Origin of the sequence: Streptococcus sp. HMSC063B03 (assembly GCF_001836965.1) — a bacterium.
GTDB lineage: Bacteria > Bacillota > Bacilli > Lactobacillales > Streptococcaceae > Streptococcus > Streptococcus pneumoniae_F.
The window spans coordinates 12,364-35,264 of sequence record NZ_KV831045.1; the positions used below are offsets into that span (position 1 = coordinate 12,364).

General features: G+C 40.7%; 23 protein-coding genes. 21 read left to right on the forward strand and 2 right to left on the reverse strand.

Features of this window, described 5'->3' with window-relative positions; genetic code table 11:
* Positions 1–1,718, forward strand: a 1,718-nt coding sequence (locus tag HMPREF2628_RS04840; RefSeq protein ID WP_142350504.1) for an SIALI-17 repeat-containing surface protein, incomplete at its 5' end; no start/stop codon positions are given.
* A 258-nt stretch (positions 1,719–1,976) separates the two neighbouring features.
* On the forward strand, positions 1,977–2,828 hold the full coding sequence (locus HMPREF2628_RS04845) for an NAD(P)H-hydrate dehydratase (RefSeq protein WP_070479417.1): 852 nt from the start codon (positions 1,977–1,979) through the stop codon (positions 2,826–2,828).
* 24 nt (positions 2,829–2,852) lie between these two features.
* On the opposite strand, the gene HMPREF2628_RS04850 is transcribed toward HMPREF2628_RS04845, so the two are convergent.
* Positions 2,853–3,038: a hypothetical protein gene (locus tag HMPREF2628_RS04850; protein WP_001068558.1), complete on the reverse strand. Its 186-nt coding sequence runs from the start codon at positions 3,036–3,038 to the stop codon at positions 2,853–2,855.
* A 123-nt stretch (positions 3,039–3,161) separates the two neighbouring features.
* Here HMPREF2628_RS04850 and HMPREF2628_RS04855 point away from each other — a divergent pair, with 123 nt between their 5' ends.
* The 15 genes from HMPREF2628_RS04855 to HMPREF2628_RS04925 all read left to right on the forward strand — a co-directional run bounded on the left by HMPREF2628_RS04855 (position 3,162) and on the right by HMPREF2628_RS04925 (position 15,066).
* Positions 3,162–5,642 carry a bifunctional DnaQ family exonuclease/ATP-dependent helicase gene (locus tag HMPREF2628_RS04855; protein WP_070842622.1) on the forward strand — a complete coding sequence of 827 codons (2,481 nt, stop codon included), beginning with the start codon at positions 3,162–3,164 and terminating at the stop codon, positions 5,640–5,642.
* A gap of 4 nt (positions 5,643–5,646) precedes the next feature.
* Positions 5,647–6,870, forward strand: coding sequence for an FtsW/RodA/SpoVE family cell cycle protein (locus tag HMPREF2628_RS04860; protein WP_070842491.1), 1,224 nt, complete (start codon positions 5,647–5,649; stop codon positions 6,868–6,870).
* A 10-nt stretch (positions 6,871–6,880) separates the two neighbouring features.
* Entirely contained in the window at positions 6,881–7,435 is a 555-nt protein-coding gene (locus tag HMPREF2628_RS04865) for a DJ-1 family glyoxalase III (protein ID WP_070842492.1), read from the forward strand.
* A 219-nt stretch (positions 7,436–7,654) separates the two neighbouring features.
* Positions 7,655–7,945 (forward strand): 30S ribosomal protein S6, encoded by a 291-nt coding sequence (rpsF, locus tag HMPREF2628_RS04870; protein ID WP_001151778.1) that lies wholly within the window; start codon positions 7,655–7,657, stop codon positions 7,943–7,945.
* 11 nt (positions 7,946–7,956) lie between these two features.
* Positions 7,957–8,427: a single-stranded DNA-binding protein SsbA gene (gene ssbA, locus HMPREF2628_RS04875; RefSeq protein ID WP_049510307.1), complete on the forward strand. Its 471-nt coding sequence runs from the start codon at positions 7,957–7,959 to the stop codon at positions 8,425–8,427.
* Between the two features lie 31 nt (positions 8,428–8,458).
* Positions 8,459–8,698, forward strand: coding sequence for a 30S ribosomal protein S18 (rpsR, locus tag HMPREF2628_RS04880; protein ID WP_000068664.1), 240 nt, complete (start codon positions 8,459–8,461; stop codon positions 8,696–8,698).
* 397 nt (positions 8,699–9,095) lie between these two features.
* Entirely contained in the window at positions 9,096–9,599 is a 504-nt protein-coding gene (locus HMPREF2628_RS04885) for a GNAT family N-acetyltransferase (protein ID WP_049528661.1), read from the forward strand.
* 79 nt (positions 9,600–9,678) lie between these two features.
* Positions 9,679–11,079: a bifunctional Cof-type HAD-IIB family hydrolase/peptidylprolyl isomerase gene (locus tag HMPREF2628_RS04890; protein WP_070842493.1), complete on the forward strand. Its 1,401-nt coding sequence runs from the start codon at positions 9,679–9,681 to the stop codon at positions 11,077–11,079.
* Position 11,080: 1 nt separating this feature from the next.
* Positions 11,081–11,443 (forward strand): S1 RNA-binding domain-containing protein, encoded by a 363-nt coding sequence (locus tag HMPREF2628_RS04895; RefSeq protein ID WP_000689605.1) that lies wholly within the window; start codon positions 11,081–11,083, stop codon positions 11,441–11,443.
* Positions 11,444–11,495: 52 nt separating this feature from the next.
* On the forward strand, positions 11,496–12,245 hold the full coding sequence (locus HMPREF2628_RS04900) for a tRNA1(Val) (adenine(37)-N6)-methyltransferase (RefSeq protein ID WP_070842494.1): 750 nt from the start codon (positions 11,496–11,498) through the stop codon (positions 12,243–12,245).
* Entirely contained in the window at positions 12,235–12,522 is a 288-nt protein-coding gene (locus tag HMPREF2628_RS04905) for a GIY-YIG nuclease family protein (RefSeq protein ID WP_070842495.1), read from the forward strand. Before HMPREF2628_RS04900 ends, HMPREF2628_RS04905 begins: the two co-directional genes overlap by 11 nt.
* An 82-nt stretch (positions 12,523–12,604) precedes the next feature.
* Positions 12,605–13,540: a manganese-dependent inorganic pyrophosphatase gene (locus HMPREF2628_RS04910; protein WP_045612055.1), complete on the forward strand. Its 936-nt coding sequence runs from the start codon at positions 12,605–12,607 to the stop codon at positions 13,538–13,540.
* 86 nt (positions 13,541–13,626) lie between these two features.
* Positions 13,627–14,139, forward strand: coding sequence for a YiiX/YebB-like N1pC/P60 family cysteine hydrolase (locus HMPREF2628_RS04915; RefSeq protein WP_070842496.1), 513 nt, complete (start codon positions 13,627–13,629; stop codon positions 14,137–14,139).
* Positions 14,123–14,773 (forward strand): DUF1803 domain-containing protein, encoded by a 651-nt coding sequence (locus HMPREF2628_RS04920; RefSeq protein WP_070842497.1) that lies wholly within the window; start codon positions 14,123–14,125, stop codon positions 14,771–14,773. The genes HMPREF2628_RS04915 and HMPREF2628_RS04920 overlap by 17 nt, the downstream gene beginning before the upstream one ends.
* Positions 14,774–14,874: 101 nt before the next feature.
* Positions 14,875–15,066, forward strand: coding sequence for a CsbD family protein (locus HMPREF2628_RS04925; RefSeq protein ID WP_000051182.1), 192 nt, complete (start codon positions 14,875–14,877; stop codon positions 15,064–15,066).
* Between the two features lie 47 nt (positions 15,067–15,113).
* Here the strand turns inward: HMPREF2628_RS04925 and HMPREF2628_RS04930 are convergent, their stop codons facing one another.
* On the reverse strand, positions 15,114–16,559 hold the full coding sequence (locus tag HMPREF2628_RS04930) for a UDP-N-acetylmuramoyl-L-alanyl-D-glutamate--L-lysine ligase (protein WP_070842498.1): 1,446 nt from the start codon (positions 16,557–16,559) through the stop codon (positions 15,114–15,116).
* 105 nt (positions 16,560–16,664) lie between these two features.
* Here HMPREF2628_RS04930 and HMPREF2628_RS04935 point away from each other — a divergent pair, with 105 nt between their 5' ends.
* The 4 genes from HMPREF2628_RS04935 to HMPREF2628_RS04950 all read left to right on the forward strand — a co-directional run bounded on the left by HMPREF2628_RS04935 (position 16,665) and on the right by HMPREF2628_RS04950 (position 22,860).
* Entirely contained in the window at positions 16,665–18,287 is a 1,623-nt protein-coding gene (locus HMPREF2628_RS04935; RefSeq protein ID WP_070842499.1) for a putative polysaccharide biosynthesis protein, read from the forward strand.
* Positions 18,288–18,491: 204 nt separating this feature from the next.
* Positions 18,492–20,450: a peptide ABC transporter substrate-binding protein gene (locus HMPREF2628_RS04940; RefSeq protein WP_070842500.1), complete on the forward strand. Its 1,959-nt coding sequence runs from the start codon at positions 18,492–18,494 to the stop codon at positions 20,448–20,450.
* 141 nt (positions 20,451–20,591) lie between these two features.
* Positions 20,592–21,686 carry a cystathionine gamma-synthase gene (locus HMPREF2628_RS04945; RefSeq protein WP_070842501.1) on the forward strand — a complete coding sequence of 365 codons (1,095 nt, stop codon included), beginning with the start codon at positions 20,592–20,594 and terminating at the stop codon, positions 21,684–21,686.
* A 7-nt stretch (positions 21,687–21,693) separates the two neighbouring features.
* Positions 21,694–22,860, forward strand: coding sequence for a MalY/PatB family protein (locus tag HMPREF2628_RS04950; protein WP_070842502.1), 1,167 nt, complete (start codon positions 21,694–21,696; stop codon positions 22,858–22,860).
* Positions 22,861–22,901: the final 41 nt, after the last annotated feature.

Genomic DNA, 22,901 nt, shown 5'->3' on the forward strand with positions numbered 1-22,901 from the left:
AACTTCAAATTCCAGCTGGAACTAAACTTCCTGCTCATAGCTATCTAGGAATGAAGCTTGACCGTATTCATCAAGTCAAGAGCATCCAGCTCCAAGGTCAAACAAATCCAGCACTCAGTCTAGAGTATTCTGCAAATGCTCAAGAATGGACACCAGCTAGCCAGTTAACAGATAGAACTGTCGCAACCCACTTGGTACGTTATGTTCGTCTTGTTAATAAAACAGACCAAGAACAGGCTGTTCCATCAACTTCTATCCTTGTAACGACTAAAGAAGTGCAACCAACCAAACTAGAATCTACAACTATGGGTATTCATCCAACATATGGAAGTAATGATGTTCGTAAGATTAATAACCTAGATCAATTGTTTGATGGTGTGTACAACAACTTCGTTGAGTTTTCAGACTATGCCCATAAAGATGGCCATGTAACCTTGAAACTTGGTAGTGAACGAACGATTAAGAAGATCAGAGCCTACATCCAAGATGGAACTCAAAACTATCTTCGTGATGGTAAAATCCAAGTCAGCCAAGACGGTAAAACTTGGACGGATGTTGTGACAGTGGGAGATGGTGTAGTCAATAGTACACACGATGATTCATTGACAGATGGTTGGACACATGATTCTAAGATGCCAGGAAATCGTTACATCGAGGGTGAATTGACGACACCAGTCAAAGCCAACTATCTTCGTGTCATCTATACAGCTGACTATGATGCTCGTTTTGTAGGATTTACAGAATTGGTGATCAATGATGGCGAATTTGTCAAACCAATCAATGATCCAACTGTAGAAGGAAACGGTGGCGAAAGCCGAGGCAACTTCTATACTAATCTCGTAGATGGAAAAGTCTTGACTAGCTACAAGGCAGAAAAAGATAAGGGTGAAATGGTTTACCACTTGTCAGAACCAACCAATGCCAACCATCTACGCCTTGTTTCAAGCCTTCCTGAAGGAGCGAAAGCACGAGTTCAAGCGAGAACACTTAAGGATGGACAAGAAAGTTGGACAGATCTTGGTGCCATTACATCTAGTCTCCAAACCTTTGCTATCCGAAATGGTGGTTCTCTTCTAGATGTTAAACTGGTCTGGGAAGGTGGCAAGGCTGAGTTTTATGAATTGGCGAGCTTCTATCAAGAATTGACAGAAGAACCGGTTCAATCAAGCAAGGGTGAAGAACCAGCACCAGTGCTTGAGGTACCTGAATTTACAGGTGGTGTAAATGCAGTTGAAGCTTTGGTACATGAGCTACCAGCTTATACAGGCCCATTGTCAACCGTAGGTGACCAAGCCGCTCCAACAGTAGAGAAACCAGAGTTCAAGGGTGGAGTCAACTCAGTTATGGCCTTGAAACACGAACTACCAGAGTACACAGGTCCATTGTCAAGCGTGGGCGATCAAACTGCACCGACGGTAGAGAAACCAGAGTTCAAGGGTGGAGTCAACTCAGTTATGGCCTTGAAACATGAGCTACCAGCCTACACAGGTCCATTATCAACCGTAGGTGACCAACCAGCTCCGACAGTAGAAAAACCAGAATTTAAGCTAAGTTCGTTAGAAAAATCTCAGACTCCAGAAGCACCAGTTCAAGTTGCCAAGGAAGACAAGAGATTGCCAGAGACTGGTGAAAAACAGTCAGAAACAGCTATTTTCTTGGCAGGTGTTACCTTGGCCTTATCAGCAGCTTTATTAACTGTAAAACGCAAAGAAGACTAGTCTATGCGCCTAATACCATTCTATTTGTATAGATTGGTAGAAGATAAAAAATGAATCGATAAATGAGTCGAATAGATGGAGAGGGCCAATTAGTCCTCCCCGTCTTTACTAGTGAAAATGGAATCGTTTACTTTCATGTTGGGTCGAAAGGAGAGTAGAGGGGCTTTGTCCCCTCTTTTTCTATATGAACGAAGAGATTTATATTTAAGATGCAAGGTAGATAGACTTTATAGTATAATGAATAGAGAGGAAAAAACGATGAAAGTGATTGATCAAGCCTTACTAGAAAAAGTCATTATTGAACGTTCTCGTACAAGTCATAAAGGAGACTATGGTCGTCTGCTTTTGTTAGGTGGGACCTATCCTTATGGTGGAGCTATCATCATGGCTGCCTTGGTAGCTGTAAAAAGTGGCGCAGGATTGGTGACCGTTGGAACGGATAGGGAAAATATTCCAGCTCTGCACAGCCATTTACCTGAGGCTATGGCCTTTGCTCTTCAAGACCAGCAACTGTTAAAAGAGCAATTGGCGAGGGCAGAAGTTGTCTTATTGGGACCTGGTTTACGAGACGATATTTTTGGAGAAGAACTAGTCAAACAGGTTTTTGCTAGCTTAAGACAGAATCAGATTTTGCTTGTAGACGGAGGTGCTCTGACAATTCTTGCTAGGATAAGTTTGTCATTTCCTTCGAGTCAGCTTATCCTAACTCCCCACCAAAAGGAATGGGAAAAGCTGTCTGGAATTACGATTGAAAAGCAAAATGAAGATACAACGGCTAGTGCCCTAACTTCCTTCCCTCAAGGAACAATTTTGGTAGAGAAAGGTCCAGCTACTCGTATTTGGCAAGCTAGCCAATCTGATTATTACCAGTTACAGGTTGGCGGTCCCTATCAGGCGACTGGTGGTATGGGAGATACACTAGCTGGAATGATTGCAGGATTTGCAGGCCAATTTCGACAGGCCAGTCTCTACGAACGTGTGGCAGTAGCAACCCATCTTCATTCAGCAATAGCACAAGAACTATCTCAAGAACATTATGTGGTCTTGCCGACGGAAATCAGCTCTTATCTGCCCAAAATAATGAAAAAAATATCTCAAAAAGGCACCTGATCGTTTCAGGCGCCTTTGTATTTTTTAGAAAAATCCTTTAATCTTTCCAACGAGGCCATCTAGACCTTCAGAACCAGAAATCAACTGCTGAGCTTGAGAGAAGTATTCTCCAAGCTGTTCTTGATTTTCTGCAACAAATGTTTTTGCAGCTTCGAAATCTTTTGTTTCGATTAGCTCTTTTACTTGATTAAACAAATCTAATGGGTTCATCTTATGTCTCCTTTTCTGTATAATACTATTCAAACATTTTATAAAAATTTTTTCAAGCAAAGAGATTTTTCTATCGAAGTTGAGGGGTGTCAAACAGGGCTTTTTTTGATATAATTTTTAATGATGAATTCGAGAAATGATCGGTATGTGGTTGTTGATTTAGAGGCCACTAGCACCGGAAGCAAGGCAAAAATTATTCAAGTGGGTATTGTGGTGATTGAAAATGGCGAAATCGTCGATCAGTATGGGACTGACGTCAATCCCCATGAGCCCTTGGATTCTCATATAAAAGAATTGACAGGGTTGACTGATCAACGGTTGGCAGTTGCTCCAGAGTTTTCACAGGTAGCTGGAAGGATTTTTGAACTGGTCAAGGATGGTGTTTTTGTCGCGCACAATGTACAGTTTGATGCAAATCTTCTGGCAGAGTACCTATTCTTTGAAGGTTATGAATTGAGAACTCCTCGTGTGGATACAGTTGAGCTGGCACAGGTTTTATACCCTCAGTTTGAAAAGTACAATCTCGGCATTCTCTGTCAAGAATTAGGGATTAAGTTAGACCACGCCCACACCGCTCTCTCTGATGCACAAGCAACAGCAGAGCTTTTGCTTTTTATGCGTCAAAAACTTTTTCAGTTACCAAAAGGACTTTTAGAAACGTTGTTAAATTTTGCGGATAATCTCCTTTATGAAACTTATTTAGTGATTGAAGAAGTATATCAGCGCCAGTCCCTCCTTTCTTCTCACGATTTGATGGAGTTCCATGGACTCTTTCTAAGAAAGAAAAGTCAGTCTTTAAAACCACGTAAGCTATCTAAGGATTTTACTAAAAATATGTCCTTGTTAGGCTTGGATGAACGTCCTCAGCAAGTTGAATTTGCAGAAAAAGTTGAGCAGTTATTAAAGGAACAGAAAACCGCGTTTATTCAAGCCCAAACGGGACTTGGAAAGACTTATGGTTACATGCTGCCGGCTTTGAGCATGGAAAGTGAAGGGGGCATCCTTGTTAGTGTTCCTACCAAAATCCTTCAAAATCAAATTATGCAAGAAGAAGGAAGTCGATTAAAAGATACTTTTCATATTGATATTCATAGTCTTAAGGGACCTCAAAATTATTTGAAGCTCGATAATTTCTATAAGATACTCCATAGGCCAGAGTCCAACCGCCTATTCACACGCTTTAAAATGCAAGTCTTGATTTGGTTAACAGAGACAGAAACAGGTGACTTAGATGAAATCGGGCAGCTGTATCGTTATCAACATTTTCTAGCTGAACTTGTACATGATGGAAAACTTTCAAAAAAAAGTTTATTTATTTCTGAGGATTTCTGGCAACGCAGTCAAGATAGAGCTAAATCGAGTCGCCTTTTGTTAACCAATCACGCTTATCTGGTAACACGTTTAGAGGATAATCCAGAATTTGTCAACAATCGAATGGTAATCATAGATGAAGCTCAAAAAATGCTGCTTGCCCTTGAAAACCTCTCTCAAGAATCTTATCTCCTCGATGATTTAGTAACACAAGTTCAAAAGTCCTTGGAAACAGAAAAAGATCTTATTCAGAGACGGTTGCTTGAGAGTATCGGGTTTGAATGTCGCTATTTGATGGATCAGTTTTACTCAGGACTTAAGAATGACAAGTGGTTGGATTCTCTCGAAAACTTACGCCAGCATTTTTCTGAGTTAAGTCTTCCCGAGTATAGAGATATGACGCGCTTTTTTACATCGGACCGTGAATTTTGGCTGGCAACAGCTGAGAAGTCTAGTAAGGATGTCTTAATCTGCTCAAGTAAAAAAGGTCGCTTCCTACTAGCAGATTTATTGCCAGAAGATTGCAGAGTGCTTGGCGTATCTGCCACTCTTGAAATCAGTAATAGAGTTTCTTTAGCGGATTTATTAGGATTTACTGAAGCTCCACTTATTACAGTTGAATCTTTACAACAGAAGCAGCAAGAAGTTCTATTAGTAAATGATTTTCCTTTAGTAACTGAACATTCTTCTTTAGATTATGCAGAAGAGGTTACATCAGTTATCCATTCCTTACAAGCCTTTCAAGAGCCTTTGCTTGTTTTATTTACGTCTAAAGAATTACTGTTAGCAGTATCAGATTTACTAGATCATCCTCATTTAGCCCAATATAAAAATGGGGAACCCAGTCAGCTGAAGAAACGTTTTGAAAAAGGAGAGCGGCAAATCTTACTGGGAACAGGAAGTTTCTGGGAGGGGGTTGATTTTTCTACCCATCCTTTCGTTATTCAAGTAATTCCGCGATTGCCTTTCCAAAATCCCCAAGAACCTTTAACACGAAAATTAAATCATGAATTGCGTCAGGAAGGGAAGAATCCTTTCTACGATTATCAGTTGCCAATGGCCATTATTCGTCTCAAACAGGCTTTGGGTAGAACAATTAGAAAAGAGGAACAAGTTTCCATTGCTGTGATACTGGATAGTCGAGTTGTTCATAAACGATATGGTAAACAGATCAGACAAGCTCTAGCGAAGGAAAGAACTATCAAAGAGGTGAATAGAAACCAGATTACCTCTGCTGTTATTGATTTCCTCCAAAACAACAAAAATGAAAAATCTAAGAAAGAGGAAAGGTGAATATATGAAACGTTCTCTCGACTCTAGAGTCGATTATAGTTTGCTCCTGCCAGTATTTTTCCTACTGGTTATCGGTGTGGTGGCTATTTATATTGCCGTTAGTCATGATTATCCAAATAATATTTTGCCCATTTTAGGGCAGCAGGTCGCTTGGATTGCCTTGGGACTTGTAATTGGTTTTGTGGTCATGCTCTTTAATACAGAATTTCTTTGGAAAGTGACCCCCTTTCTGTATATTTTAGGCTTGGGACTTATGGTCTTACCTATCGTCTTTTATAATCCAAGTTTAGTTGCATCAACGGGTGCCAAAAACTGGGTATCGGTAAATGGTGTTACCTTGTTCCAGCCGTCAGAATTTATGAAGATATCCTATATCCTCATGTTGGCTCGTGTGATTGTCCAGTTTACCAAAAAACATAAGGAGTGGAGACGCACAATTCCGCTGGACTTTTTGTTAATTTTTTGGATGATTCTCTTTACCATTCCAGTATTAGTTCTTTTGGCACTTCAAAGTGACTTGGGGACGGCCTTGGTTTTTGTGGCTATTTTCTCAGGAATCGTCTTACTATCAGGAGTTTCTTGGAAAATTATTATTCCAGTATTTGTGACTGCTGTAACAGGAGTTGCTGGATTCTTAGCCATTTTTATCAGTAAGGGTGGTCGGGCTTTTCTCCATCAACTGGGAATGCCGACCTACCAAATCAACCGTATTTTGGCTTGGCTTAATCCATTTGACTTTGCCCAAACAACCACTTACCAGCAGGCTCAAGGGCAAATCGCGATTGGGAGTGGTGGCTTATTTGGCCAAGGATTTAATGCTTCTAATCTGCTTATTCCAGTTCGAGAGTCGGATATGATTTTCACGGTCATTGCAGAAGATTTTGGCTTTATTGGCTCTGTCCTTGTTATCGCCCTTTATCTTATGCTGATTTATCGTATGTTGAAGATTACTCTTAAATCAAATAACCAGTTCTATACCTATATTTCCACAGGTTTGATTATGATGTTACTCTTCCATATCTTTGAGAATATCGGTGCCGTGACAGGTTTGCTTCCTTTGACTGGGATTCCCTTGCCTTTCATTTCTCAAGGGGGATCGGCTATTATCAGTAATCTGATTGGTGTGGGCTTACTTTTATCGATGAGTTACCAGACCAATCTAGCTGAAGAAAAGAGCGGAAAAGTTCCATTCAAGCGGAAAAAGGTTGTTTTAAAACGAATCAAATAAGGAGAAAATCATGGTAAAAGTAGCAGTTATGTTAGCTCAGGGCTTTGAAGAAATTGAAGCTTTGACAGTTGTGGATGTTTTGCGTCGTGCAAATATCACTTGTGATATGGTTGGTTTTGAAGAGCAAGTGACGGGTTCGCATGCAATCCAAGTCACAGCAGATCGTGTCTTTGATGGTGATTTATCAGACTATGATATGGTTGTCCTTCCTGGTGGCATGCCTGGTTCTGCACATTTGCGGGACAATCAGGCCTTGGTTCAAGAGTTGCAAAGCTTCGAGCAAAAAGGGAAGAAACTGGCAGCCATTTGTGCGGCACCAATTGCTCTCAATCAAGCAGGGCTATTGAAAAACAAGCAGTACACTTGTTATGACGGCGTTCAAGAGAAAATCCTTGATGGTCACTACGTCAAGGAAACAGTAGTGGTAGATGGTCAATTGACAACCAGTCGAGGCCCTTCAACAGCCCTTGCCTTTGCTTACGAGCTGGTAGAGCAATTAGGAGGAGATGCAGAGAGTTTACGAACAGGAATGCTCTATCGAGATGTCTTTGGTAAAAATCAGTAAAACGGATCCGTAATCTCTATAGTTTGATAAATACTAAAATATTAATCACTCTCTATAGAGTTATATTTTTTGAGAAGATGATTCGTCATCTTCTTTTTATATTTCGGTGTTTTTACTTGCGTAAAAAAATGTTTTCTAGTATAATAGTTTATTGTGAGCGAACCTCACTTACCCCTTGCAAAGTCTTGGGGTCATTAGACCAAAAGGAGGAACATATCAATGGCTAAATACGAAATTCTTTATATCATTCGTCCAAACATTGAAGAAGAAGCTAAAAACGCTTTGGTAGCACGTTTTGACTCTATTTTGACTGACAACGGTGCAACTGTTGTTGAATCAAAATCTTGGGAAAAACGCCGTCTTGCATACGAAATCAAAGATTTCCGTGAAGGACTTTACCACATCGTTAACGTTGAAGCAAACGACGATGCAGCTCTTAAAGAGTTTGACCGTCTTTCAAAAATCAACGCTGACATTCTTCGTCACATGATCGTCAAAACTGACGCGTAAGAAGGTAAACTATGATTAACAATGTTGTACTTGTAGGGCGTATGACACGTGACGCTGAGTTGCGTTATACCCCATCAAATGTAGCAGTTGCGACTTTTACTCTTGCAGTAAACCGTACATTTAAGAGTCAAAATGGCGAACGTGAGACTGATTTTATCAATGTCGTTATGTGGCGCCAACAGGCTGAAAACCTTGCTAACTGGGCTAAAAAAGGCTCACTTATCGGGGTGACAGGTCGTATCCAGACTCGTAGTTACGATAACCAGCAAGGACAACGTGTCTACGTGACAGAGGTCGTGGCTGAGAATTTCCAAATGTTGGAAAGCCGTAGTGTGCGTGAGGGTCACACAGGTGGAGCTTATTCTGCACCAAGTTCAAACTATTCAGCACCTACAAATTCAGTACCAGACTTTTCACGTGATGAAAATCCATTTGGAGCAACAAATCCATTGGATATTTCAGATGATGATTTACCATTCTAATGGACAACTAAAATTATAAAGGAGAAAAAACATGGCTCAACAACGTCGTGGCGGATTCAAACGCCGTAAAAAAGTCGATTACATCGCAGCAAACAAAATTGAATATGTTGATTACAAAGATACTGAGCTTCTTAGCCGTTTCGTTTCAGAACGTGGGAAAATCCTTCCTCGTCGTGTAACAGGAACTTCAGCTAAAAACCAACGTAAAGTAACAACAGCTATCAAACGCGCTCGCGTAATGGCTTTGATGCCTTTCGTAAACGAAGATTAAAGAAAAGACCCCAACGGGTCTTTTTTTCACGAGCCTTGAAATGAGAGAGCGAGTTTGGGTCCGGGCGGACCTCTTTTTCACGATCCTTGAAATGAGAATGCGAGTTGGGTCCAGTGGACCTCTTTTCATGAGCCTTGAAATGAGAGAGCGAGTTGGGGTCCGAGTGGACCTCTTTTTCATGAGCTCGGAAAAAAGAAAGCGAATTAAGACCCGGTTGGGTCTTTTTTTCACGAGTCTTAAAATGAGAGAGAGAGTTTGGGTCCAGTGGACCTCTTTTTCATGAGCTTGAAAATAAGAAAGCGAATTAAAGCCCGGTTGGTTTTTTTCACGAGATAGTTTTTTCTGACCTTGGCGTGCTATAATGGTAATAGAAAGAGTAAAGGTGGGTAAGTCAAAGATGAATTGTACGATTAGAAATATGATTAAGTCTGATATTGAATCCTTGTCTCATGGATTTATGAATCAAGGTTGGACTGGTAGAGAGGAAATTTTGGCTAGATATTTTCTGGAACAGGAAAGTGGGGAGAGAGAAGTCTTAGTTGCAGAGATTGATGGTGCTGTAGCGGGCTACGTTACCATTTTGCCCTCTGCTAAACATGGTCCTTTTGCAGAAGTATATCCAGAATTATCAGATTTTAATGTGTTTGAGCCTTTTCGAAATCAAGGGATTGGGAATCAACTGCTAGAAGAAGCAGAAAAACGAGTCAAGTTTGTTTCGAGTAAGGTCACTCTTGGTGTAGGTTTGCACTTAGGCTATGGCCCTGCCCAGAGATTGTATATCAGACGGAGCTACATTCCAGATGGGACAGGTGTCTGGTATAGAAATAAACCGCTAGAAATGGATGCAAGTTGTCAAAACGATGATGATTTAGTTTTATACTTATCCAAGGACTTACAATAAAACTGGAAACTTTTTGAAAATAGGGGATTTAACTACTTTATGGTATAATGGAAAGAGTTAGATTGAAAGAGGTAGTGAGATGGATGCCAAATTAAGATACAAGGCAAAGAAAAGCAAGATTGTCTTTTTTGATATTGATGATACATTGAGAAATTCTAAGACAGGTTTTATTCCAGCTTCAATCCCAACTGTTTTTAAGCAATTACGTGAGAAAGGAATTTTGACAGGTATTGCTTCTGGACGAGGGATTTTTGGTGTTGTGCCAGAGATTCGTGACCTCAAGCCTGACTTTTTTGTAACCCTGAATGGTGCCTATATTGAAGATAAAAAAGGTCAGGTTATTTATCAACATCAGATTGAGAAGTCAGATGTTGAGGAGTATATCTCTTGGGCCAAGCAAGAGGGAATTGAGTATGGTTTGGTTGGGAGTCATGATGCCAAGTTGTCGACTCGCACCGATATGATTAGTGAAGCGATCAATCCAATTTACCCTGATTTGGCTGTAGATCCTAATTTCCATGAAAAAGAAGATATCTATCAGATGTGGACTTTTGAAGATAAAGGAGATGACTTGCACTTGCCTGACAGTCTCTCTGACAAGCTTCGCATGGTTCGTTGGCATCAACATTCGTCTGATATTGTGCCGATTTCAGGCTCCAAAGCGACGGGTGTAGAAAAGGTTGTGGAACACCTTGGCTTGAAACCAGAGAATGTCATGGTCTTTGGAGATGGGCTGAATGACTTAGAACTCTTTGATTATGCTGGAATCAGCGTCGCTATGGGAATTTCTCATGATAATATCAAAGAAAAAGCAGATTATATAACAAAAACACTAGAAGAAGATGGCATTTTTGATGCCTTAGAAGGATTTGGTATGGTAGAAAAAGAATTGCATTTTCCACAAGTAGACATTGAAACAGCAGAAGGTCCTCTTGCGATCATTAAGACCAATCACGGAGACTTGCGTATCAAGCTCTTCCCTGATCACGCTCCTAAAACAGTAGCTAACTTTGTAGCTCTATCAAAAGATGGATACTATGATGGAGTTATTTTCCACCGTATTATCAAGGATTTTATGATTCAAGGTGGAGACCCAACTGGAACTGGTATGGGTGGCGAGTCAATCTACGGCGAATCATTTGAGGACGAGTTCTCAGAAGAACTTTACAATATCCGTGGTGCCCTTTCCATGGCTAATGCTGGTCCAAATACCAACGGTAGCCAGTTCTTTATTGTGCAAAATCAACATTTGCCTTATTCTAAGAAAGAAATTGCTCGTGGTGGTTGGCCAGAACCGATTGCGGAAATCTATGCCAACCAAGGTGGAACTCCTCATCTAGACCGCCGTCACACTGTATTTGGTCAGATAGCTGATGAAGCTTCTTACGCTGTTTTAGATGCCATTGCTTCTGTTGAGACAGGGGCTATGGACAAGCCAGTTGAAGATGTCGTGATTGAAACAATTGAAATCGAGGACTAAGATGAAAATCGGTGATAAGCTAAAGGGCCGTATTACAGGGATTCAGCCCTACGGTGCCTTTGTTGAGCTAGAAACGGGTGATACGGGGCTGATTCACATTTCAGAGATTCGGACAGGCTTTATTGAAAATATCCAAGAAGCCTTGAAAGTCGATGAAGAGGTTCAGGTTCAGGTAGTGGATTTAGATGAATTTACAGGGAAAGCCAGTCTTTCTATCCGCACTTTGGAGGAAGAAAAGCACCAGTTTCCGAGACGGAGACGCTTTTCAAGCGACCGTTTTAACTATGGCTTTGCGCCTCTCAAACGAATGATGCCAATTTGGACCAAGGAAGCCCTTCAACATTTGAAGAATCAGAAGCACTAGTTAGAAATCTCTATCTTTTGTAATGTTAATATAAATTTGCTATAATAAGACCATGGAAGAAGAACAATTATTAAAATCAGGAGAGCGCATTAACCAGCTCTTTTCGACAGATATTAAAATCATTCAAAATAGAGAGGTTTTTAGCTATTCGGTGGATAGTGTTCTCTTGTCACGTTTTCCACGTTTTCCTAAAAAGGGCTTGATAGTGGATTTTTGTGCTGGGAATGGAGCGGTGGGGCTATTTGCTAGCACTCGTACTCAGGCACAGATTTTGGCTGTTGAGATTCAGGAGCGTTTGGCGGATATGGCTGAACGCTCTGTCCGTTTGAATGGTTTGGAAGAGCAGATGGAGGTCATCTGTGATGATTTGAAAAATATGCCTGCTTACATTCAGGGAAGTAAGGTAGATATGATTTTGTGTAATCCGCCCTATTTCAAGGTGGATCCTCATTCCAATCTGAACGAGAGCGAACATTATCTCTTGGCGCGACATGAAATCACGACCAATTTGCAGGAAATCTGTCGTAGTGCCCAGAGTATTCTCAAATCCAATGGGCGTTTGGCCATGGTCCATCGCCCTGATCGACTTCTGGATATTTTGGATACGTTACAACGGCATAATCTAGCCCCTAAGCGCCTGCAATTTGTCTATCCAAAAAAGGAAAAGGAAGCCAATATGCTTTTGATTGAGGCCATCAAGGATGGCTCGACAAGTGGCTTTAAGGTCTTGCCACCTCTCATTGTACACAATGATGATGGCTCTTATACGCCTGAACTCGAAGAGATTTATTATGGATCATAAGGCTTATATGTATGTGCTGGAGTGCCGTGACGGATCCTACTATACAGGCTATACGACTGATGTGAAGAGACGCCTCGCTGTCCACAGTAGTGGGAAGGGAGCCAAATATACGCGAGCACGCTTGCCAGTCAAACTTATCTATGCTCAAGGTTTTGCCAGTAAGGAAGAAGCCATGTCGGCAGAAGCCTTTCTTAAGCGTAAGAAGAGGCCACAGAAGGAGCAATTTTTATCTGAAAATCAAGATAGAAATTTACTCAGTTATTTTGAAGAATTGTGAGGAGTCCTTTGACTCCTCTTACTTTTGTCAAAAAGCGAAAAAAATGCTACAATAAAGAGAATAAACAAAATGAGGTATTATCATGTCTAAGATTCTAGTATTTGGTCACCAAAATCCAGACTCAGATGCCATCGGGTCATCTGTAGCCTTTGCCTACCTTGCAAAAGAAGCTTACGGTTTGGATACGGAAGCTGTTGCCCTTGGAACTCCAAATGAAGAAACAGCCTTTGTCTTGAACTATTTTGGTGTAGAAGCACCGCGTGTTATCACTTCTGCTAAAGCAGAAGGAGCAGAGCAAGTTATCCTGACTGACCACAATGAATTCCAACAATCTGTATCAGATATCGCTGAAGTAGAAGTTTATGGTGTTGTAGACCACCACCGTGTGGCTAATTTTGAAACTGCAAGCCCACTCTACATGCGTTTGGAGCCAGTTGGTTCAGCGTCTTCAATCGTTTACCGTATGTTCAAAGAACATGGTGTAGCTGTGCCTAAAGAGATTGCTGGTTTGATGCTTTCAGGTTTAATTTCAGATACCCTTCTTTTGAAATCACCAACAACACACCCAACAGATAAAGTTATTGCTCCTGAATTAGCTGAATTGGCTGGTGTCAACTTGGAAGAATATGGTTTAGCTATGTTGAAAGCTGGTACAAACTTGGCTAGCAAATCTGCTGAAGAATTGATTGACATTGATGCTAAAACTTTTGAATTGAACGGAAATAATGTCCGTGTTGCTCAAGTAAACACAGTTGACATCGCTGAAGTATTGGAACGCCAAGCAGAAATTGAAGCTGCAATGCAAGCCGCTAACGCAGCAAACGGCTACTCTGACTTTGTCTTGATGATTACAGATATCGTCAACTCAAACTCAGAAATCTTGGCTCTTGGTGCTAATATGGGCAAGGTCGAAGCGGCTTTCAACTTCAAACTTGAAAACAACCATGCTTTCCTTGCTGGTGCTGTTTCACGTAAGAAACAAGTGGTACCTCAATTGACTGAAAGCTTTAATGCTTAAGATTTTGGTCATCAATTCAAATTAGGAAAGGCTAGTTTGCCTTATATCGAAAGGAGTTTCGGCTCCTTTTTTTCTAGGAGTGAAGTATGTTAGAAAATGGCGATTTGATTTTTGTGAGAGATGAGTCAGATATGGGACAGGCCATCCAGACTTCCACAGGCAACTATAACCATGTTGCCATTTGTTTGGATGGGATGATTTACCACGCTAGTGGAGAATTTGGTGTGGTCTGTCAAGAACCAGCAGAATTCTTTGAGTCCAATCACTTGTACGACCTCTATGTTTACCCAGAAATGGATATCCAGTCTGTGAAGGAAAAAGCTTGCAAACATCTTGGAGCTCCCTACAATGCTTCTTTCTATCCAGATGGCGCTGGTTTCTACTGTTCCCAGTACATGGCAGAAATTCTCCCCATTTTTGCAACCATACCTATGAAATTTGGAGATGGGGAGCAGGAGATTAGTGATTTTTGGAGAGAGTATTACAGAGAACTAGGTCTGCCTGTTCCTTTGAACCAGCCGGGGACCAATCCCAGTCAGTTGGCAGCATCGCCTCTGTTAGAATGTAAAGAAAGGAATCTTCATGATTCAGATTTTTAATCCATCTCGTTTGACGAGACAGCCATTTTTTAGAGAATTGATCCGCTATCTGGACCAGCATGAGGATGTTATTTTGAGAGAAATTAAGGCTCAATTTCCAGATATAGCAGTTGATAAACTCATGGAAGAGTATATAAAGGCAGGCTTGATTCTACGAGAAAATAAGCGTTATTACCTTAATCTTCCCATTCTTGAATCACTTGATAGTCTTGAACTGGATCAAGAGATTTTTGTTAGCGAAGATAGTCCGGTCTATCAAGCCTTGTTAGAGCAGAGGTTTGAGACAGAATTACGCAATCAAACCAATGCTGCTATTTTAGTTGAAAAGACGGACTTTGCGCGGACTAAAATGACCCTTTCCAATTATTTCTACAAGGTCAAACATCAGTATCCTTTGACAGAAAAACAGCAGGAACTTTATGACATTTTAGGAGATGTCAATCCTGAGTATGCTCTCAAATACATGACAACTTTTTTGTTGAAATTTCTCAAAAAAGACCAGCTTATACAGAAACGCCGTGATATCTTTGTGGATAGTTTGGTTGTCCTAGACTATATTGTCCAAAATGAAGAGGGGAAGTATGAGTTGACCGTCGATTTTGACAAGGAGAGATTAACTTTCTACTTAGCTTGAAATTTTGTTTCTGAGCACATTGTTTGACTTTCCTTAGGATTAAGTATAAACTATATGTAACCGGTAACACATATCGGAATAAAACTAAAGGAGACAATCATATGTCACTTGAAAACAAATTGGAACAAGCAACAGGCGCTATCAAAGAAGGATTTGGTAAAGTTACTGGAGATGGCAAGACTGAAGCAGAAGGCGCTGTAGAAAAGACAGTTGCTAAGGCAAAAGAAGTAGTTGAAGATGCTAAAGGGGCTGTAGAAGGTGCCGTTGAAGGTTTGAAAAACGCTTTTAAATAAAAATAGAAAAAATCAAGGGTTTCATTTCCCTTGATTTTTTTACTATCTTATAAATAATTTTCTGCGACGGCTGCATCTCCTGGATAGGCTTCTTTCTTGCCTTGGACGATTTGGTAGCAATCGGCTCCCTTACCAGCAATAATAACTGCATCTAATTCGTGATTTGTGATAGCCATCGCTGCCTTGATGGCATCTTTTCGATCCGCAATTTTTTCAACAGGATGATTGATGTAGCTACTAATTTCATCTGCAATGGCCATTGGGTCTTCATAGTTGGGGTCATCAGCAGTCAGAAAGACTTGAATCTCAGGATGTTGATTGAGGAGGAGGCCAAAGTCCTTACGACGGCTTTCTCCCTTATTCCCTGTCGAACCTAACACCAGAGCAATTTTTCCAGTTTGATGAGTCTCTACAACATTGATTAGTTTTTTGAGACTGTCACCATTGTGGGCATAGTCGATGAAAACCTTGGCTCCATTTTTCTGGGTGAGGACTTCCATACGACCAGGAACTCGGGTTGTAGCGATTCCTTTTTTGATGTCCTCAAGACTTGCTCCGAGACGAAGACAAGCAAGTCCAGCAGCAACGGCATTTTCTTGATTGAAGTGCCCAATGAGTTGAATATCATAATCTCCAGCGAGTTTACCCGTAGCTGAGAAGCTAAAGGCTTTGGAATTCTCAATTTGGTTTTCAGACTGGCTACCATAAAAATCATGGTCTTGATATTCAACTTGTTCTTTCAAGACAGAAAAGTGGTCCATGTCACTGTTAATGATGACTGCTCGGCTATTTTCCATCAAGAGACGTTTGTGGTAGAAGTAGTCTTCAAACGTCGGATGTTCAATCGGGCCGATATGGTCTGGGCTGATATTGAGGAAAACTCCCACATCAAAGGTTAGACCATAGACACGCTTGACCAGATAGGCTTGACTGGATACCTCCATGATGAGGTGAGTACGGTCATTTTGCACAGCTTGATTCATCATGTCAAAGAGGTCAATGCTCTCAGGGGTTGTCAATGCAGACTTAAAGAAAGTCTTGCCATCTAGAGTTGTGTTCATAGTCGAGAGCATAGCCGGTCGATGCCCTTGAGATAAGATATTATAAGCGAAATAGGCTGCTGTTGTCTTACCCTTGGTTCCAGTAAAGGCAAGGAGTTTAAGTTTTTCCTGTGGATTGCCATAAAACTCCATAGCTACCAAACTCATGGCTTTCTTGATATCACTGACGATAATGGCAGGAATACCAACTTCATAGTCTTCTTCAGCCACATACCAACCGAGGCCTTGAGAGATGGCTGAGATTAGAAATTCCTTCTTAAAGGAAGCCCCCTTGACGAAAAAGAGGCTCTTCTCTTTGGCCTTGCGACTATCATAGCAGATGGTGTCAAATACGACATGGCTGTAGTTGTAGTGATAATGTCCTTGGTCGATAATCTCACGGAAGAGACCATCGTTCTTTAAAATATCTAATACGGTTTCAATCTTAATCATACTTTCTATTGTAAACCGAAAGTCGTAAATTTACAAGTGACAAGGAAAAGTTTATAATGGAAGATGAGGAATTTTTCCTAGTTATTAAAATTAAATGAGGAATCTATGTCTAACGAAAACAATCACCAGCAGGCCCAGATGTTACGAGGGACTGCTTGGCTAACGGCTAGTAACTTTATCAGTCGTCTACTCGGGGCTATTTATATTATCCCTTGGTATATCTGGATGGGGTCTTATGCGGCTACAGCAAATGGTCTCTTCACCATGGGCTATAATATCTATGCCTGGTTCTTGCTGATTTCAACAGCAGGGATTCCAGTTGCGGTGGCCAAGCAAGTGGCCAAGTATAATACCATGCGAGAAGAAGAGCATAGCTTTGCCCTGATTCGGAGCTTTTTAGGCTTTATGACAGGACTTGGTCTGGTCTTTGCATTAGTCTTGTATCTCTTTTCTCCTTGGCTAGCAGACTTATCGGGTGTGGGGAAAGACTTGATCCCAATCATGCAGAGCTTGGCTTGGGCGGTCTTGATTTTCCCATCTATGAGTGTTATCCGAGGCTTCTTCCAAGGGATGAATAACCTGAAACCTTATGCCATGAGCCAAATCGCTGAGCAGGTCATTCGTGTTATCTGGATGCTCTTGGCTACCTTTATCATTATGAAGCTTGGTTCGGGAGACTATCTAGCAGCAGTCACCCAGTCTACCTTTGCGGCCTTTGTGGGAATGGTAGCTAGCTTTGCTGTCTTGCTTTATTTCCTCTATAAAGAAGGAATGCTTCAAAAAGTTTTTGAAACAGGAGATAAGATTGATAGCAAACACCTGTTAATGGATACGATTAAGGAAGCCATTCCTTTTATCCTGACAGGGTCTGCTATCCAGCTTTTCCAGATTTTGGATCAGATGACCTTTATCAATAGTATGAGCTGGTTTACCAATTATAGTAATGAAGACTTGGTTGTCATGTTTTCTTATTTCTCAGCCAATCCTAATAAAATCACTATGATTTTAATTTCCTTAGGAGTTTCGATTGGTGGTGTAGGCTTGCCACTTTTGACCGAAAACTATGTGAAAGGTGATTTGAGGTCTGCCTCTAAATTGATTCAAGATAATCTAACTATGCTTCTATTGTTTCTTTTTCCTGCAACAGTGGGAGTGGTCATGGTCGGTGAACCTATTTATACCATATTTTACGGGAAGCCAGATGGTTTGGCATTAGGTTTGTTTATCTTTGCAGTCTTACAGTCAACCATTTTGGGTGTATATATGGTTTTGTCACCAATGCTTCAGGCTATGTTCCATAACCGTAAAGCAATCCGTTACTTTTTCTATGGTTCGGTTGCTAAGCTAGTCTTGCAATTACCAACAATTTATCTTTTTCACAGTTATGGTCCTTTGATTTCAACATCAATCGCTCTTATCATCCCTATTCTATTCATTTATCGTGAACTATGTAGGGTAACAGGAATGAGAGGTAATGTGGTATTTAGGAGAACGATTTTAATCAGTTTGTTGACTTTTGTTATGTTCATCGGTGTAGGTGCTATCCAGTGGATACTGGGATTTGTCTTCCAACCAAGTGGGCGTTTGTGGAGTTTTCTATATGTAACTCTTGTCGGTGCCATGGGTGGAGGAGTTTATGGAATTATGAGCCTCCGTACCCGTTTATTGGATAAGGTGATTGGAAAAGCCCAAGCAGAACGCCTACGAATCAAATTAAAGTTAACTTAAAAAATATTTATAAATAAAAGGGATAATTTGAACATTTCTATCATGAAATGTTCAAATTATTCTCTTTTTTATTAATTTGTAGAATAATAGCTAAAGTTTGTAGATGGTAATTTAATTTTTCTTAAATTTTACTTAAAAATCTATTGACTAAATAAAACTCAAGTTGTATAATAAGACAAATATTTAAATCAGGAGGTTCTGAAGATGAAAAAGTCTAAAGCCAAGTATGTAGCACTTGCGGGTGTCGTGTTAAGTGCAGGTATTTTATTAAGCGCGTGTGGAAATTCCAGCACAGCGTCAAAAACATATAACTATGTTTATGTTAGTGATCCGTCTAGTTTGAATTATCTAGCAGAAAACCGTGCAACAACTAATGATATCGTGGTTAATTTGGTAGATGGGCTCATGGAAAATGACCAGTATGGGAACTATATTCCATCCTTGGCAGAGGATTGGAGTGTTTCTAAGGACGGTTTGACCTATACCTACAAACTGCGTAAAGATGCTAAATGGTATACTGCAGATGGAGATGAATATGCTCCTGTAACTGCCCAAGATTTTGTAACTGGTTTGAATTATGCAGCTGATAAAAAATCAGAAGCCTTGTACTTAGTACAAGAATCCGTCGCTGGTTTGGATGACTATATCACTGGTAAAACAACAGACTTTTCAACTGTCGGAGTCAAGGCTCTTGATGACCAAACGGTTCAATATACCTTGACACGACCAGAATCTTACTGGAACTCAAAAACAACATCAACCATTCTCTTCCCAGTCAATGCAGATTTCTTGAAATCAAAAGGGGATGATTTTGGGAAGGTAGACCCATCTAGCATTTTGTACAATGGACCTTTCTTGATGAAATCCTTTGTTTCAAAATCTGTCATCGAATTCAAGAAAAATCCTAACTACTGGGATGCTAAAAATGTCTTTGTAGATGATGTGAAATTGGCTTATTATGATGGTAGTGACCAAGATGCACTAGCTCGTAACTTTGTTGAGGGAGCTTATAGTTATGCTCGCCTTTATCCAAATAGTGCAAGCTTTGAAGGGATTAAAGAAAAGAATAAGGACAATATCATCTATAGCTTGCAAGATGCCACTTCTTATTTCTTAAACTTTAACCTAGATAGAAAATCTTATAAATTCACTTCCAAGACAAGTGATGCTGAAAAGAAATCGACTCAGGAAGCGGTTCTTAATAAAAACTTCCGTCAAGCCATTAACTTTGCCTATGACCGTACAGCTTACGGAGCCCAATCTCAAGGAGAGGATGGTGCAACTAAGATTTTGCGTAACCTAGTTGTTCCTCCAAACTTCGTAAGTATCAACGGAAAAGACTTTGGTGAAGTAGTAGCCTCTAAGATGGTGAATTATGGTAAGGAATGGCAAGGAATCAACTTTGCGGATGCCCAAGATCCATACTACAATGCTGAAAAAGCCAAGGCTAAATTTGCAGAGGCTAAGAAAGAACTCCAAGCTAAAGGAGTTCAATTCCCTATCCACTTGGACATGACTGTTGACCAAGCTGCTAAAAAGGGTGTCCAAGAGGCAAACTCTATGAAGCAATCTATTGAGGCAGCTTTAGGTGCAGAAAATGTCGTAATTGATATTCAACAACTCACTACTGAAGATTATGATAATACAAGCTATTTGGCTCAGACAGCAGCTCAGAAGGATTATGATCTTTACAACGGTGGTTGGGGTCCTGATTACCAAGATCCTTCAACCTATCTTGATGTCTTTAATGTTAATTCTGGTGGTCTGATGCAAAATCTAGGTTTAGAGCCAGGTGAAGCCAATGACAAGGCCAAGGCTGTTGGACTAGATGTCTACACTCAAATGTTGGAAGAAGCCAATAAGGAACAAGATCTTGCAAAACGCTATGACAAGTATGCTGATATCCAAGCGTGGTTGGTAGATAGCGCTTTAGCAATTCCAAATGTGTCTAAGGGTGGAACACCAGTATTGAGAAAGACAGTTCCTTTCTCAGAACCATATTCATTAGCTGGTAATAAAGGTATTGAATCATATAAATACCTCAAAGTACAAGATAAGACAGTCACAAAAGAAGAATATGAAAAAGCCAAAGAAAAATGGCTGAAAGAAAAAGAAGAATCCAATAAAAAAGCCCAAGAAGAATTGGCAAAACACGTCAAATAAGGATTTTTCAAGAAAAACGATGGTTTCGAAAGAAGCTGTCGTTTTTTATATAGTTTGAAACTATAACTAGCTCTTGAAAAGAAGAAAATGAGTTGATGAAAATAAGTGGTACAATAGTTACTATAGATTTGGAGGTATTGTATGAGCAAGGAATTACACATTAACACAATTTTGGCCCAGGCGGGTATCAAGTCAGATGAAGCGACAGGAGCTTTGGTGACACCGCTTCATTTTTCAACGACTTATCAGCATCCAGAGTTTGGTAAATCTACTGGATTTGACTATACGCGTACAAAAAACCCAACTCGCAGTAAGGCAGAAGAAGTCTTGGCGGCTATTGAGTCAGCAGACTATGCCCTAGCGACTAGCTCAGGGATGTCAGCAATTGTATTAGCTTTTAGTGTCTTTCAGGTAGGAAGTAAGGTCTTGGCTGTCCGTGACCTTTACGGAGGTTCTTTCCGCTGGTTCAACCAAGTGGAGCAAGAAGGCCGTTTCCATTTTACCTATGCCAATACAGAAAAAGAGTTGATTGCTGAGTTAGAAAAGGACGTGGATGTTCTCTATATCGAAACACCAACCAATCCCTTGATGTTGGAATTTGATATCGAAAAATTAGCAAAATTAGCTCATGCTAAGGGTGCCAAAGTGGTGGTGGACAATACCTTCTACAGCCCTATCTACCAACGTCCGATTGAAGATGGAGCAGATATCGTTCTCCATTCAGCAACCAAGTATCTAGCAGGTCACAATGATGTCTTGGCTGGAGTGGTTGTGACTAATAGTGTAGAGCTATACGAAAAGCTTTTCTACAATCTCAATACGACAGGGGCAGTCTTGTCTCCATTTGATAGTTATCAATTGATTCGTGGTCTCAAGACCTTGTCTCTTCGTATGGAGCGCTCAACAGCTAACGCCCAAGAAGTGGTTGCCTTTTTGAAGGATTCTCTAGCAGTTAAGGAAGTTCTCTACACTGGTCGTGGAGGCATGATTTCCTTTAAAGTAGCAGATGAAACACGCATTCCTCACATTTTAAACAGCCTCAAGGTCTTCTCTTTTGCGGAAAGTTTGGGTGGGGTAGAAAGTCTCATTACTTATCCAACGACTCAAACTCACGCTGATATTCCAGCAGAAGTGCGCCATTCTTATGGTTTGACAGATGACCTCTTGCGTTTGTCGATTGGGATTGAGGATTCTAGAGATTTGATTGCAGATTTGCGCCAAGCCTTGGAAGGATAAGACAAAGATGGGAAAATATGATTTTACAAGTCTGCCTAATCGTTTAGGGCACCATACCTATAAATGGAAAGAAGCAGAAACGGATAGTGAAGTCCTACCAGCTTGGATAGCGGATATGGACTTTGTAGTCTTGCCTGAAATCCGCCAAGCTGTGCAAACTTACGCTGATCAATTGGTTTATGGCTATACCTATGCCAGTGAAGAGTTAATTAAGGAAGTTCAAAAGTGGGAAGCCACACAACACGGTTACCATTTTGATAAAGAGGCCCTTGTCTTCATCGAGGGTGTGGTACCAGCCATCTCAACAGCTATTCAAGCCTTTACAAAAGAAGGCGAGGCGGTTTTGATTAACACACCTGTCTATCCCCCCTTTGCACGCAGTGTCAAGTTGAACAACCGTAGATTGATTACCAATTCTTTGGTGGAAAAGGATGCCCTGTTTGAGATCGACTTTGACCGACTTGAAAAGGATTTGGTGGAAGAGGAGGTTAAACTCTATATTCTTTGCAACCCTCACAATCCTGGTGGACGTGTTTGGGAAAAGGAAGTGTTGGAGAAGATTGGCCAACTCTGCCAAAAACACGGTGTTTTGTTGGTTTCAGATGAGATTCACCAAGATTTGGCCCTCTTTGGTCACAAGCATCATTCCTTCAATACCATTGATCCTGACTTTAAAGAATTTGCGATCGTCTTGAGCAGTGCCACTAAAACCTTTAACATCGCTGGAACAAAAAATTCATATGCAGTTATTGAAAATCCTAAGTTGCGAGTGGCATACCAGAAACGCCAGTTGGCCAATAACCAGCATGAAATTTCAGGCTTGGGTTATTTGGCGACAGAAGCTGCCTATCGATACGGTAAAGATTGGCTAGAGGAACTCAAGCAAGTCTTTGAAGACCATATTAATTATGTGGTGGATTTATTTGGAAAAGAGACTAAAATCAAGGTCATGAAACCGCAAGGAACCTACTTGATTTGGCTTGATTTTTCAGCCTATGACCTGACTGATGAAAAATTACAAGAGCTTTTGAGAAATGAAGCCAAGGTTATCCTCAACCGTGGTTTGGATTTTGGAGAGGAAGGAAGTCTCCATGCCCGCCTCAATGTAGCTATGCCGAAGTCAGTACTAGAAGAGGTTTGCCAACGCATCGTGACCACTTTTGCTAAACTTTAAAAATCCAGCCTTCTAGGAGAAAAGTATCCTTAGAAGGCTAT

What these genes read in the sequence shown, in the direction of transcription:
- HMPREF2628_RS04845 (WP_070479417.1), top strand. Translation starts at nt 1,977, where the DNA reads ATGAAAGTGATTGATCAAGCCTTACTAGAAAAAGTCATTATTGAACGT.
- HMPREF2628_RS04860 (WP_070842491.1), top strand. Translation starts at nt 5,647, where the DNA reads ATGAAACGTTCTCTCGACTCTAGAGTCGATTATAGTTTGCTCCTGCCA.
- HMPREF2628_RS04935 (WP_070842499.1), top strand. Translation starts at nt 16,665, where the DNA reads ATGTCTAACGAAAACAATCACCAGCAGGCCCAGATGTTACGAGGGACT.
- HMPREF2628_RS04905 (WP_070842495.1), top strand. Translation starts at nt 12,235, where the DNA reads ATGGATCATAAGGCTTATATGTATGTGCTGGAGTGCCGTGACGGATCC.
- HMPREF2628_RS04850 (WP_001068558.1), bottom strand. Translation starts at nt 3,038, where the DNA reads ATGAACCCATTAGATTTGTTTAATCAAGTAAAAGAGCTAATCGAAACA.
- HMPREF2628_RS04930 (WP_070842498.1), bottom strand. Translation starts at nt 16,559, where the DNA reads ATGATTAAGATTGAAACCGTATTAGATATTTTAAAGAACGATGGTCTC.
- HMPREF2628_RS04900 (WP_070842494.1), top strand. Translation starts at nt 11,496, where the DNA reads ATGGAAGAAGAACAATTATTAAAATCAGGAGAGCGCATTAACCAGCTC.
- HMPREF2628_RS04950 (WP_070842502.1), top strand. Translation starts at nt 21,694, where the DNA reads ATGGGAAAATATGATTTTACAAGTCTGCCTAATCGTTTAGGGCACCAT.
- ssbA (WP_049510307.1), top strand. Translation starts at nt 7,957, where the DNA reads ATGATTAACAATGTTGTACTTGTAGGGCGTATGACACGTGACGCTGAG.
- HMPREF2628_RS04925 (WP_000051182.1), top strand. Translation starts at nt 14,875, where the DNA reads ATGTCACTTGAAAACAAATTGGAACAAGCAACAGGCGCTATCAAAGAA.
- HMPREF2628_RS04895 (WP_000689605.1), top strand. Translation starts at nt 11,081, where the DNA reads ATGAAAATCGGTGATAAGCTAAAGGGCCGTATTACAGGGATTCAGCCC.
- rpsR (WP_000068664.1), top strand. Translation starts at nt 8,459, where the DNA reads ATGGCTCAACAACGTCGTGGCGGATTCAAACGCCGTAAAAAAGTCGAT.
- HMPREF2628_RS04890 (WP_070842493.1), top strand. Translation starts at nt 9,679, where the DNA reads ATGGATGCCAAATTAAGATACAAGGCAAAGAAAAGCAAGATTGTCTTT.
- HMPREF2628_RS04855 (WP_070842622.1), top strand. Translation starts at nt 3,162, where the DNA reads ATGAATTCGAGAAATGATCGGTATGTGGTTGTTGATTTAGAGGCCACT.
- HMPREF2628_RS04910 (WP_045612055.1), top strand. Translation starts at nt 12,605, where the DNA reads ATGTCTAAGATTCTAGTATTTGGTCACCAAAATCCAGACTCAGATGCC.
- HMPREF2628_RS04865 (WP_070842492.1), top strand. Translation starts at nt 6,881, where the DNA reads ATGGTAAAAGTAGCAGTTATGTTAGCTCAGGGCTTTGAAGAAATTGAA.
- HMPREF2628_RS04940 (WP_070842500.1), top strand. Translation starts at nt 18,492, where the DNA reads ATGAAAAAGTCTAAAGCCAAGTATGTAGCACTTGCGGGTGTCGTGTTA.
- HMPREF2628_RS04945 (WP_070842501.1), top strand. Translation starts at nt 20,592, where the DNA reads ATGAGCAAGGAATTACACATTAACACAATTTTGGCCCAGGCGGGTATC.
- HMPREF2628_RS04885 (WP_049528661.1), top strand. Translation starts at nt 9,096, where the DNA reads ATGAATTGTACGATTAGAAATATGATTAAGTCTGATATTGAATCCTTG.
- rpsF (WP_001151778.1), top strand. Translation starts at nt 7,655, where the DNA reads ATGGCTAAATACGAAATTCTTTATATCATTCGTCCAAACATTGAAGAA.
- HMPREF2628_RS04920 (WP_070842497.1), top strand. Translation starts at nt 14,123, where the DNA reads ATGATTCAGATTTTTAATCCATCTCGTTTGACGAGACAGCCATTTTTT.
- HMPREF2628_RS04915 (WP_070842496.1), top strand. Translation starts at nt 13,627, where the DNA reads ATGTTAGAAAATGGCGATTTGATTTTTGTGAGAGATGAGTCAGATATG.